At 65.4% G+C, this 12,442-nt stretch carries 8 protein-coding genes, 1 tRNA gene and 2 rRNA genes; 2 read left to right on the top strand and 9 right to left on the bottom strand.

Annotated features, from left to right (window positions below; genetic code table 11):
• Positions 1 to 33: 33 nt before the first annotated feature.
• Genes QE452_RS00070 through QE452_RS00050 form a run of 5 tightly spaced genes read right to left on the bottom strand, consistent with a single transcriptional unit; the run spans position 34 to position 5,392 of the window.
• Positions 34 to 519 carry a MaoC family dehydratase gene (locus QE452_RS00070; protein WP_309658152.1) on the bottom strand — a complete coding sequence of 162 codons (486 nt, stop codon included), beginning with the start codon at positions 517 to 519 and terminating at the stop codon, positions 34 to 36.
• Entirely contained in the window at positions 519 to 2,363 is a 1,845-nt protein-coding gene (locus QE452_RS00065) for a biotin carboxylase N-terminal domain-containing protein (RefSeq protein WP_309658151.1), read from the bottom strand. Before QE452_RS00065 ends, QE452_RS00070 begins: the two co-directional genes overlap by 1 nt.
• 4 nt (positions 2,364 to 2,367) lie before the next feature.
• Positions 2,368 to 2,643 (bottom strand): barstar family protein, encoded by a 276-nt coding sequence (locus tag QE452_RS00060; protein ID WP_309658150.1) that lies wholly within the window; start codon positions 2,641 to 2,643, stop codon positions 2,368 to 2,370.
• Positions 2,644 to 2,648: 5 nt separating this feature from the next.
• A complete protein-coding gene (locus QE452_RS00055) occupies positions 2,649 to 4,250 on the bottom strand; it encodes a carboxyl transferase domain-containing protein (protein ID WP_309658149.1) in 1,602 nt (533 codons plus the stop codon).
• Positions 4,247 to 5,392, bottom strand: a complete 1,146-nt coding sequence (locus QE452_RS00050; protein WP_309658148.1) for an acyl-CoA dehydrogenase family protein — start codon at positions 5,390 to 5,392, stop codon at positions 4,247 to 4,249. The genes QE452_RS00055 and QE452_RS00050 overlap by 4 nt, the downstream gene beginning before the upstream one ends.
• Positions 5,393 to 5,484: 92 nt before the next feature.
• On the opposite strand from QE452_RS00050, the gene QE452_RS00045 reads away from it, so the two are divergent.
• Positions 5,485 to 6,363, top strand: coding sequence for a LysR family transcriptional regulator (locus tag QE452_RS00045; protein ID WP_309658147.1), 879 nt, complete (start codon positions 5,485 to 5,487; stop codon positions 6,361 to 6,363).
• Here QE452_RS00045 and glpK read toward each other — a convergent pair.
• A complete protein-coding gene (glpK, locus tag QE452_RS00040) occupies positions 6,355 to 7,851 on the bottom strand; it encodes a glycerol kinase GlpK (protein ID WP_309658146.1) in 1,497 nt (498 codons plus the stop codon). The genes QE452_RS00045 and glpK overlap by 9 nt on opposite strands.
• A gap of 137 nt (positions 7,852 to 7,988) precedes the next feature.
• On the opposite strand from glpK, the gene QE452_RS00035 reads away from it, so the two are divergent.
• Positions 7,989 to 8,864 (top strand): SDR family oxidoreductase, encoded by an 876-nt coding sequence (locus tag QE452_RS00035; RefSeq protein WP_309658145.1) that lies wholly within the window; start codon positions 7,989 to 7,991, stop codon positions 8,862 to 8,864.
• 335 nt (positions 8,865 to 9,199) lie between these two features.
• Here QE452_RS00035 and QE452_RS00030 read toward each other — a convergent pair.
• The 3 genes from QE452_RS00030 to QE452_RS00020 all read right to left on the bottom strand — a co-directional run bounded on the left by QE452_RS00030 (position 9,200) and on the right by QE452_RS00020 (position 12,434).
• Positions 9,200 to 9,276: transfer RNA gene (locus tag QE452_RS00030), tRNA-Met, on the bottom strand.
• A gap of 98 nt (positions 9,277 to 9,374) precedes the next feature.
• Positions 9,375 to 9,489, bottom strand: a 5S ribosomal RNA gene (rrf, locus tag QE452_RS00025).
• Positions 9,490 to 9,613: 124 nt separating this feature from the next.
• Positions 9,614 to 12,434 (bottom strand): 23S ribosomal RNA (locus QE452_RS00020).
• Positions 12,435 to 12,442: the final 8 nt, after the last annotated feature.

Below are 12,442 nucleotides of genomic sequence, written 5' to 3'. Positions count from 1 at the left end.
AGCTGCGCCAACCCGTTTGTTTGTCTGACCTTTCTATGGCCGAGCGATGGGGAGGTCGAGCGTTTGCGCCACGCCGCTCCCCTTCAGCAACGCCATGCGCAGACATTGGCAGACGATCTCGTCGCGCTGGTTCAGCATCCGATGCTCGAAGGTCACGATCCCCGCTCCCGGTCGCGAGCGACTGGGCTTGAGCGCGACCACCTCGGTCTCGGCGCGCAGCGTGTCGCCCAGGAACACCGGCTTGGGCATGACCAGCTTGTCATAGCCCAGATTGGCGATCAGCGTGCCCAGCGTCGTGTCGCCGACCGACAGGCCGATCATCAGGGAAAAGGTGAAGGTGCCGTTGACCAGGATCTGCCCGAACTCGCTGGCCCGCGCCGCCTCCGCATCGATGTGCAGCGGCTGCGGATTGTGCGTCATGGTCGAGAAGAGCAGATTGTCCGTCTCGGTCACGGTGCGGCGGATGTCGTGGACCAGCCGGTCGCCGACCGTCCAGCCGTCATAGGGCCGCCCCGCCATCAGGCCGCCTCCTCGGCGCGGGCGATGCGGGCGAGCAGCAGCCCCTCGGTCACCTGACCGCCCTCCTCGGCCCGCAATTCCGCGACCTCGCCGTCGAACGGCGCGACCAGACTATGTTCCATCTTCATCGCCTCCACGGTCAGCAGCTTCTGGCCCTTGGTCACCCGGTCACCCGCCGCGACCGCGACCGCGATGATCCGGCCCGGCATCGGCGACAGGATCGCACCATCCGCCGCCTCGCCGCCAGCGCCACCGACCGCGCGCCACGGCTGGAGCCGCCAGACCTGGCCCTGTTCGGCGATCAGCCCGTCGCCGTGCGGGCGATGATCCGGGGTGGGGGCGAGCGGCACCGTCACCGCCGCCCCGTCGAGCAGGAACCGCCCCTCGCGCCGGGGCGTGGCGTTGAGCCGGAAGCCGGCGAGCGGCCCCGGCGCGGCGAGCGCGGTCGCCGCCGTCCGCAGAGTTGCCCCGGAGGGTTCGGCGGCGGGGATCAGCGCCTCGCCCGCGCGCGCGATCAGCCCGGTATCCAGCTCCGCCGCGACGAAGGCGGAATGGTTCAGTGCCTTGAGCAGGAAGCCGGCATTGGTCTTGAGCGGCCAGATCGCCGCGCCGTCCAGCGTCGCGGCCAGCCGCTGCCGCGCGGCATCGCGGTCCGGGCCCCAGGCGATCAGCTTGGCGATCATCGGGTCGTAATAGGGCGAGATGGTCGCGCCCCGCTCCACGCCCGTGTCGGTGCGCCAGGAATCGCCCAGGTCGAACCGGTCGAGCCGCCCGATCGACGGCAGGAAGCCGCGCGCCGGGTCCTCGGCATAGAGTCGCGCCTCCATCGCCCAGCCGGTGATCGACAAGGCGTCCTGCGTGCAGGGCAGCGGTTCGCCCGAGGCGACGCGCAACTGCCATTCGACCAGATCCTGCCCGGTGATCGCCTCCGTCACCGGATGCTCGACCTGAAGCCGCGTGTTCATCTCCATGAACCAGATGCGATCGGCCCGTAAGCCCTGGGAGGCATCGGCGATGAACTCGATCGTGCCCGCGCCGACATAATCGACCGCGCGGGCCGCGCGCACCGCCGCGTCGCAGATCGCGGCACGGGTCGCATCGTCCATGCCGGGCGCTGGCGCTTCCTCGATCACCTTCTGGTGGCGGCGTTGCAGCGAACAGTCGCGCTCGAACAGATGGACGACCTGGCCGTGCCGGTCGCCGAACACCTGCACCTCGATATGGCGCGGGTTCGTCACCCATTTCTCCAGCAGCACCTGGTCGTTGCCGAAGCTGGACGCCGCCTCGCGCCGGCACGAGGCTAGCGCCTCAGTGAAGTCGGCGGGCGCATCGACCTTGCGCATCCCCTTGCCGCCGCCGCCGGCCACCGCCTTGATCAGGACGGGATAGCCGATCGCCTCGGCCTCCGCCGCCAGCCGCTCCGGCGACTGGTCCTCACCGAGATAGCCGGGTGTGGTCGGCACGCCCGCCGCCTGCATCAGCGCCTTGGCCGCGTCCTTCAGGCCCATGGCGGTGATCGACTGGGGATCGGGCCCGACCCAGGTCAGGCCGGCATCGATGACGGCCTGCGCGAATGCGGCATTCTCGGACAGGAAGCCGTAGCCGGGATGGATCGCCTCCGCACCGGTCGCCAGCGCGGCGGCGATGATCCGGTCGCCGCACAGATAGGATTCGCGCACCGGCGCCGCGCCGATCGCGACGGCGGCATCGGCCAGTCGGACATGCAGCGCGTCGGCATCGACATCCGAATGGACGGCGACGGTGCGGATGCCCATCGCCCGCGCGGTACGGATGATGCGGCAGGCGATCTCGCCGCGATTGGCGATCAGGAGACTCTTCATCATCGGATCAGGACTCCAGCATGAGCGTGATCGCGCCGGCCGGTCGCTCGGCGATGGCATCGAAGATCACGGTCAGGATGCGGTCGAACCGTGCGCCCACGGCGCGACGCGCGGCGGCCGCATGGGTCAAGTGCAAGGCGATCGGCGGCTCGATGACGGCCACCAGCAGGTCGAACAGCGCGTCCAGGCTGCCGCCATACCAGTCCACGCCCGATGCGGCGCGGATGCGCGCGTGAAAATCGGCCTCGTCGATGACGGTCGCACCGTCGATGGTCAGGTCCATCGCCGTCACATCCGGAACAGGCCGAAGCGCGCGGCCTCGGCCACGGGCGCGTTCAGCACGGCGGCGAAGGCGAGGCCCAGCACGTCGCGGGTCTGGGCCGGATCGATCACGCCATCGTCCCACAACCGGGCGGTGGCGTAATAGGGATTGCCCTCCTCCTCATATTTGGCGCGGACCGGGGCCTTGAACGCCTCGGCCTGCTCCGGCGTCCAGCTGGCGGCGTCGCGGTGCACGGTGGCGAGCACGCTGGCCGCCTGTTCGCCGCCCATCACGCTGATCCGCGCATTGGGCCAGCTGAACAGGAAGCGCGGCTGATAGGCCCGCCCGCACATGCCGTAATTGCCGGCGCCGAAGCTGCCGCCGATCAGCACCGTGACCTTGGGCACCTGCGCGGTGGCGACCGCCGTGACCAGCTTCGCGCCGTTCTTGGCGATCCCCTCCGCCTCATATTTGCCGCCGACCATGAAGCCGGAGATGTTCTGGAGGAACAGCAGCGGAATCCGGCGCTGGCAGGCGAGTTCGATGAAATGCGCCCCCTTCAGCGCGCTCTCGCTGAACAGCACGCCGTTATTCGCCAGGATCGCGACCGGCATTCCCCAGATATGGGCAAAGCCGCAGACCAGGGTGGTGCCGTACAGCGCCTTGAACTCGTGAAAGGCCGATCCGTCGACGATCCGGGCGATCACCTCGCGCACGTCATAGGGCGCGCGCACGTCCTGTGGCACGATGCCATAAAGCTCGGCCGGGTCGTATCGGGGCGGTTCGGGCTCCTGCCGGTTCAGCGACGCCTCGGTCTGCGGCGGCAGCGTCGCGACGATGTCGCGCACGATCGACAGGGCGTGATCGTCATCCTCCGCGACATGATCGACCACGCCCGAGCGCCGGCCGTGCAGGTCGCCGCCGCCCAGATCCTCGGCGCTGATCACCTCGCCGGTCGCCGCCTGCACCAGCGGCGGGCCGGCCAGGAAGATCGTGCCCTGGTTGCGCACGATCACCGTCTCGTCGGACATGGCGGGCACATAGGCGCCGCCCGCCGTGCAGCTTCCCATCACGCAGGCGATCTGTGGGATGCCGAGCGCGCTCATATTGGCCTGGTTGTAGAAGATGCGCCCGAAATGCTCGCGATCGGGGAACACCTCCGCCTGGTTGGGCAGGTTCGCACCGCCGCTGTCGACCAAGTAGAGGCAGGGCAGCCGGTTCTCCTGCGCGATCTCCTGCGCACGGAGATGCTTCTTGACGGTCAGCGGATAATAGGTGCCGCCCTTCACCGTCGCGTCGTTGCAGGCGATCATCACCTGCTTACCCGACACGCGGCCGACGCCCGCGATCATCCCCGCGCCCGGCACCGCATCGTCATACAGGCCGTTCGCCGCCAGCTGCCCGATCTCCAGGAACGGACTGCCCGGATCGAGCAGCCGCTCCACCCGGTCGCGGGGCAGCAGCTTGCCGCGGGCGACATGCTTGGCGCGCGCCGCCTCCGGCCCGCCCGCCGCCGCGGTCGCGACCCTTGCGCGCAACGCCTCGACCAGCGCGCGGTTGTGCGCGGCATTGGCGCGGAAGCCGGCGTCCTGCGGCGACAGCTTGCTGTCCAGCACCGGCCCGCTCATGCGCCGATCAGCTCCCGGCCGATCAGCATCCGGCGGATCTCGTTGGTGCCCGCGCCGATGTCGAGCAGCTTGGCGTCCCGCATGAACCGCTCGACCGGCCAGTCGCGCGTATAGCCCGCGCCACCCAGCGCCTGCACCGCCTCCAGCGCCACGCGCACGGCATTCTCCGACGCCAGCAGGATCCCGCCCGCCGCATCGAACCGCGTCGTCCGCCCCGCATCGCACGCCTTCGCCACCGCATAGACATAGGCGCGCGCCGAATTGAGCGCGACATACATGTCCGCCACCTTGGCCTGGATCAGCTGGAACGCGCCGATCGGCTTGCCGAACTGCTGCCGCTCACGGACATAGGGCACCACCACGTCGAGGCACGCCTGCATGATGCCGAGTTGGATGCCCGCCAGCACGGTGCGCTCATAATCGAGCCCCGACATCAGCACGCCGACGCCGCCGTTCAGTGGCCCCATCACATTCTCCTCCGGCACTTGGCAGTCCTGGAACACCAGCTCGGAGGTCGGCGAGCCGCGCATCCCGACCTTGTCGATCTTCTGCCCGATCAAGAAGCCGGCGAAATCCTTCTCGATCAGGAAGGTGGTGATGCCCTTCGACCCCTCGCCCGTCTTCGCATAGACGACCAGCGTGTCGGCATAGGGCGCGTTGGTGATCCAGAACTTGGTGCCGTTCAGGATGTAGCGGTCGCCCTTCTTCTCGGCGCGCAGCTTCATCGACACCACGTCGGAGCCCGCACCCGCCTCCGACATCGCCAGGCTGCCGACATGCTCACCGGAGATCAGCTTGGGCAGGTAGCGCGCCTTCTGCTCGGGGCTGGCCCAGCGGCGGATCTGGTTGACGCACAGATTGGAATGCGCGCCATAGCTGAGGCCGATCGACGCGGAGGCGCGCGCCACCTCCTCCTGCGCGATGACATGTTCCAGATAACCCAGGCCCAGGCCGCCATCCTCCTCGCCCACGGTGATGCCGTGCAGGCCCAGCGCGCCCATCTCCGGCCACAGCTCGCGCGGGAACCAGTCCTTGGCATCGATCTCGGCGGCGAGCGGCGCGATCCGCTCGGCGGCGAACCGCACGGTGCTGTCGCGGATCATGTCGGCGGTCTCGCCGAGCGCGAAATCGAACTGGGTCATGGGTCTCTCCTATTGCGCCGCTTGTACCCCGCCGGGTGCGACCGCGAAAATTGAAAGTCGCGGCAGGAGTGCATTGATCCTATCTATGCACGATGCTCGACCGCTATCTGCTCCGCTATGTCATCGCCGTGGTCGAGCAGGGCAATTTCTCCCGCGCGGCGGCGGCCTGCAACGTGTCGCAGCCGACCCTGTCGATCGGCATCGCCAAGCTGGAGCGCGAACTGGGCCAGCCGCTGTTCGTCCGTTCCAACCAGCGGGTCGAGCTGACCGAGGCGGGCACCCGCTTCCTGGTCCATGCCCGGCGCATCGAGCGCGAGTTCAACGCCGCGATCCAGGCGGTCGGCACCCCCGGCGAGCGCCCGTCCTTCCGCCTCGGCGTGCTGGCCAGCATCGCCAGCGACCGGATCGCCACCGCCATCGCGGCCACGCGGCCGGGCGAGACGCATCGCTTCGAACTGGTGTTCGGCACCGAACGCGAACTCGCCGGCCATCTGGCGAAGGGGCGGATCGACGTGGCGCTGACCCTGGTGGAGCGGGGCAGCAACCGCTTCCTCGAACGCGCGATCGCGACCGAGGATTATGCGCTCGCCCTGCCCGCCGATCACCGGCTGGCGGGGGAAACCACGATCGCCGCCGAACGGCTGGCCGGCGAGACGATGATCGTGCGCCGCCATTGCGAGGCGCTGGCCGATACCAGCCGCCACTTCACCGAGCGCGGGATACGGCCGCCCTTCGCGCTCCGCTCGACCAATGACGAACGGGTGTTGCAGATGGTCGCGGCGGGCCTGGGCATCACCGTCATGCCGCGCGGCCATCGCCAGGCCGGCGTGGTGCGGCCGTCGCTCGCCGGCTTCGGCCTGACGCGGACGCTGGGCTGGGCGGTCGCCCCCGCGGCCGAGCCGATCCTCGCCGGCCCGCCCGCTGTCATGACTGGCATCGAAGCGGCCCTGACGGCCGACGCGTCACGCTGACTCCGACACCGGCCCGGGCATCAATGTCCGCGCCACCGCGTCGCGCCACCCGGCCACCAGCGGCGCCCGTTCGGCCGGCGTCATCGTCGGCGCGAAGGCTGCGTCGCAAGACCAGAGCCGTTGCAGCGCGTCCAGGCCGGACCAGATGCCGGTCGCCAGCCCCGCATGGAAGGCCGCGCCCCGCGCGGTGGTTTCCAGATCGGCGGGCCGCTCCACCGGCAGCCCGGTCATGTTGGTCAGGAAGCGGCACAGCCAGTCGTTCGCCGCCATCCCCCCATCAATCCGCAAGGCGGCCGGCGGCGCGCCGACATCGGCCGCCATCGCCTCGACCAGGTCCATCGTCTGATAGGCCACCGACTCCAGCGCCGCGCGGGCCAGATGCGCCGCCTGGGCGTCGAAGGTCAGGCCATGGATCGCGGCGCGCGCCTCGGGCTGCCAATAGGGCGCGCCGAGGCCGACGAACGCCGGCACCATATAGACGCCGTGATTGTCGGGGACGCGCGTCGCCAGATCATCGGTCTGGCTGGCATGGGTAATGACGCCCAGGCCATCGCGCAGCCACTTCACCGCCGCCCCGGCCGCGAAGATCGATCCCTCCAGCGCATAGGCGATCTTGCCGTCCAGCCGATAGGCCGGGGTGGTCAGCAGCCGGTGCCGCGACGGCACCGCGCGGTCGCCGGTATGGAGCAGCAGGAAACAGCCGGTGCCATAGGTCGACTTGGCCATGCCGGCGGCGAAGCAGGCCTGGCCGAACAGCGCCGCCTGCTGGTCGCCGGCGATCCCCGCGATCGGGATCGCCGCGCCGAACAGGTCGGCGGTCGTATGGCCGAAGACATGTGCATTGTCCTCGACGCTCGGCAGCATCGCCATGGGAATCTGGAGCAGCCGGCACAGGTCCGCATCCCAGCACTGGCGATGGATGTCGAACAGCATCGTCCGGCTGGCATTGGTGACGTCGGTCGCATGGACCCGCCCGCCGGTCAGCCGCCACAGCAGGAAGCTGTCGATCGTCCCGAACGCCAGCTCCCCCCGCTCGGCCCGCGCCCGCGCGCCCGCGACATGATCCAGCAGCCAGGCGATCTTGGTCGCGGAGAAATAGGGATCGATCAGCAGGCCAGTGCGCGCACCGACGAGATCACCCGCCCCCTCCGCCGTCAGCGCGCGGCAGCGATCGGCTCCGCGCCGATCCTGCCAGACGATCGCCGGATACAGGGGGATGCCGGTCGCGCGGTCCCAGACCAACACCGTCTCGCGCTGGTTGGTGATGCCGATCGCATCGGGCAGGATCCCGCTCTCGTCCATGGTCCGGCGCGCCGTCGCCAGGACGTCGCGCCAGATCGTCTCGGGATCATGTTCGACCCAGCCGGGGGCGGGATAGCGTTGCGGCAGTTCGACCTGAGCCATGGCGACGCGCCGGGCCTGGTCGTCGAACAGGATGCTCCGCGTCGACGTGGTGCCCTGATCGATCACCAAGATATGCGCCGTCACCGTCCGTCTCCCTAGCGGCAGGACATTGCGGTGCGGTCAGACGCCGTGCCGGTCAATAGCGCGCATCGGCTCCGCCTGCGCCGGCACGTTCGCCCGTGTGGGTCGTTTCCCCGGACACGCCACCAGCAGGAATTGCCATGACCGATGATCCCCGCACAAGCCACCCGACCCGTTTCCCCGACGAGCCGCAACAGCCACGCCCCGGCCTGACGACCGCGATGCGGACCAAGCCCGATCATGGCGAAGACAGCTATGTCGGCAAGGGGCTGCTCGACCACAGGGTCGCGCTGATCACCGGCGGGGATTCCGGCATCGGGCGGGCGGTGGCGATCGCCTATGCCCGTGAGGGCGCGGACGTCGCGATATCCTACCTCGCCGACGAACAGGACGATGCCGAGGAGACCCGCGCTTGGGTCGAGAAGGCAGGCCGACGCTGCCTGTTGTTGCCGGGGGACATTCGGGACCGGGATCACTGCGCGCATCTGGTCGAACGCACTGTGGCCGAACTGGGCGGCCTGGATATCCTGGTCAACAATGCCGCCGCCCAGACCATGAACCAGGGGCTGGAGAGCATCGACGACGACGAGATGCAGGGCGCCTTCGCCGCCAATGTCTTCGCCATGATCCGCCTCGCCAAGGCGGCCGCGCCGCATATGAAGCCCGGCTCGGCGATCATCAACACGACCAGCGAGCAGGCCAAGGTCGCCGCCAAGTCGATGATCGTCTATGCGGCGACCAAGGGCGCGATATCGAGCCTGACGGTGGGCCTGTCCAACCTCCTGGCGGGCGACGGCATTCGCGTGAACGCGGTGGCGCCGGGCCCGATCTGGACGCCCATCCAGCCGATCGCCAAATCGCCGCAGGAACTGGAGACGCTCGGCCAGGACACGCCGATCGGGCGGGCCGGTCAGCCGGGCGAGCTGGCACCGACCTATGTGCTGCTCGCATCGTCGGAGGGCAGCTACATGTCCGGCAACGTCGTCGCGGTGACGGGCGGCGTTCCCATTTCCTGATGGGCGTGCGACTTCGATCGCGGTCCTCACGACCGCGATAAAGGTAGGCGACGATCCGTCCCGAGGAACCTCCGACAAACCGGTGATCGTAATGGTCGAGCGGCGGTTCGGTAGCCATCTCTACTGGATGCGATGCCCCGGAGGTGGGCATCGCATCCCGCTATCACGTCATCTTCCGCCCACGACCGGTCGCAACGACAAGCGGCTTGCCGACACCATGCAATGTCGAGGTGGTTGGCTTTGAGGCGGAGGTGATGGGAAGGGGCCGGCTACAGCTGGGGTCAGCCATAAACGACAAGGCCGCCCCGAGGGGCGGCATGTTGTGGCGAGTGATATGGTTGCGGGGACAGGATTTGAACCTGTGACCTTCAGGTTATGAGCCTGACGAGCTACCGGGCTGCTCCACCCCGCGGTGGCTGGCGTGTGGACCAGCGTGCCTCTCTTTTGGGAGAGGTGTTTTGTGAATGGGTTCTTGATGTGCACGGTATCTCTCGCGCCACGGGCTACAATGCCTGGCGACGACCTACTCTTCCACTGCTTAGGCAGTAGTACCATTGGCGCAGAATGGTTTCACGGCCGAGTTCGGGATGGGATCGGGTGGGACACAAACGCTATGGTCACCAGGCAATGAAGCCTGTGGCGCGGGAGGGGTGCTTGGGGGTTAAAATCGATGCGTGCACTTTGGTGTTTCTGGCTGTGATGCAATCCCACGCCCGTATCAGCAGCGCTGATATTGGGGGTGTGAGCTCATCAAGCGCGAATAGAGCGATTAGTATCGGTTAGCTTCACGCGTTACCGCGCTTCCACATCCGATCTATCAAGGTCGTGGTCTTCGACCGCTCTGAGAAATCTTATCTCGAGGGAGGCTTCCCGCTTAGATGCTTTCAGCGGTTATCCCGTCCGTACATAGCTACCCTGCTGCGCCGTTGGCACGACGACAGGTACACCAGAGGTACGTTCAACCCGGTCCTCTCGTACTAGGGTCAACTCCTCTCAAATTTCGACGCCCACGGCAGATAGGGACCAAACTGTCTCGCGACGTTCTGAACCCAGCTCACGTACCACTTTAATTGGCGAACAGCCAAACCCTTGGGACCTGCTCCAGCCCCAGGATGTGATGAGCCGACATCGAGGTGCCAAACAACCCCGTCGATATGAGCTCTTGGGGGTTATCAGCCTGTTATCCCCGGCGTACCTTTTATCCGTTGAGCGATGGCCCTTCCACGAGGGACCACCGGATCACTATGACCGACTTTCGTCTCTGCTCGACTTGTCAGTCTCGCAGTCAGGCGGGCTTATGCCATTGCACTCTAACAGCCGGTTTCCAACCGGCCTGAGCCCACCATTGCGCGCCTCCGTTACTCTTTAGGAGGCGACCGCCCCAGTCAAACTACCCGCCACAGAGGGTCCCTGATCCCGCTTCAGGGATCGAGGTTAGACATCAGAAAACAACAGGGTGGTATTTCACCTATGGCTCCACACCGGCTGGCGCCAATGCTTCAAAGCCTCCCACCTATGCTACACAGTTCCTTCCTAATGCCACTCTGAAGCTGCAGTAAAGGTGCACGGGGTCTTTCCGTCTAACCGCGGGTACTCCGCATCTTCACGGAGAATTCAATTTCGCTGAGCATGTCCTGGAGACAGTGGGGAAGTCGTTACGCCATTCGTGCAGGTCGGAACTTACCCGACAAGGAATTTCGCTACCTTAGGACCGTTATAGTTACGGCCGCCGTTTACCTGGGCTTCATTTCAGAGCTTGCACTCCTCCACTTAACCTTCAGGCACCGGGCAGGCGTCAGGCCCTATACGTCGTCTTGAAGCCGACTTAGCAGAGCCCTGTGTTTTTGCTAAACAGTCGCTACCCCCTGGCCTGTGCCCCCCATGAGAGCTTGCGCTTACATGGGGCCTCCTTCTTCCGAAGGTACGGAGGCAATTTGCCGAGTTCCTTCAGGACACTTCTCTCAAGCGCCTTGGTATACTCTACCTGACCACCTGTGTCGGTTTCGGGTACGGTCTATACGGTGGGGCTATTTCCCGGGACAGTTTCGAAGCCCAGCCAATCCGTTAAGGCTGAACAACACACACCATCCGTCACACACCACCAGGCTGCGGAATATTAACCGCATTCCCATCGACTACCCCCTTCGGGCTCGTCTTAGGGGCCGGCTCACCCTGCGCGGATTAGCCTTGCGCAGGAACCCTTGGTCTTTCGGCGAGAGGGCATCTCACCCTCTTTATCGCTACTCATGTCTGCATTCGCACTTCCGATACCTCCACGACCCATTACCAGATCGCTTCACAGGCCTACGGAACGCTCCGCTACCGCGTGGATAAATCCACACCCTAAGCTTCGGTGCACGTCTTGAGCCCCGTTACATCTTCGCCGCAGAAACCCTTGTTTAGACCAGTGAGCTGTTACGCTTTCTTTAAAGGATGGCTGCTTCTAAGCCAACCTCCTGGTTGTTTTGGGATTTCCACATGCTTTCCCACTTAGACGTGACTTGGGGACCTTAGCTGTAGGTCAGGGCTGTTTCCCTTTTGACGACGGACCTTAGCACCCGCCGTCTGTCTCCCGAGTAGTACTCATGGGTATTCGGAGTTTGGTTAGAGTTGGTAGATCTCGCGACCCCCGCATCCATCCAGTGCTCTACCCCCCATGGTATTCGCTCGAGGCACTACCTCAATAGTTTTCGCGGAGAACCAGCTATTTCCCGGCTTGATTGGCCTTTCACCCCTAAACACAACTCATCCGGTAACTTTTCAACGTTAATCGGTTCGGACCTCCAGTGCGTGTTACCGCACCTTCATCCTGGTCATGCCTAGATCGCCGGGTTTCGGGTCTAATACACCAAACTATGGTCGCCCTATTCAGACTCGCTTTCGCTGCGCCTACACCTATCGGCTTAAGCTTGCTTGGTACATTAAGTCACAGACCCATTATGCAAGAGGTACGCGGTCACCCCATAAAGAGGCTCCCACTGCTTGTAGGCAATCCGTTTCAGGTACTGTTTCACTCCCCTCATCGGGGTGCTTTTCACCTTTCCCTCACGGTACTAGTTCGCTATCGGTCATGTACGAGTATTTAGGCTTGGAGGGTGGTCCCCCCATGTTCAGACAGGATTACACGTGTCCCGCCCTACTCGAGTCTTCATTCATCACTTTCGCATACGGGGCTGTCACCCGCTATGGCCGAACTTTCCAGTTCGTTCTGCTAGTTGAAAATGAAGCACTGGCCTGGTCCGCGTTCGCTCGCCACTACTAACGGAATCTCGGTTGATGTCTTTTCCTCCGGCTACTGAGATGTTTCAGTTCACCGGGTTCGCTTCTCGAAACCTATGTATTCAGTCTCAAGATACCTGAACCGCCTAACCCGAGCCGAGCCGTCCGCCACCATGCTTGCGCATCGTCGCGTACCGCTCTTCTTGGATTAAACGGATAGGTGGGTTTCCCCATTCGGAAATCGTCGGGTCAAAGGTTGCTCACACCTCACCGACGCTTATCGCAGCGTGCCACGTCCTTCATCGCCTGTACATGCCAAGGCATCCACGAATTGCCCTTACCTCACGCTTGAGAGCCCA

Origin of the sequence: Sphingomonas sp. SORGH_AS_0438, assembly GCF_031453475.1 — a bacterium.
Taxonomy (GTDB): Bacteria; Pseudomonadota; Alphaproteobacteria; order Sphingomonadales; family Sphingomonadaceae; genus Sphingomonas.
Note: the sequence above shows the minus strand (reverse complement) of the source record. Positions and strands in the feature narration are given on the sequence as shown.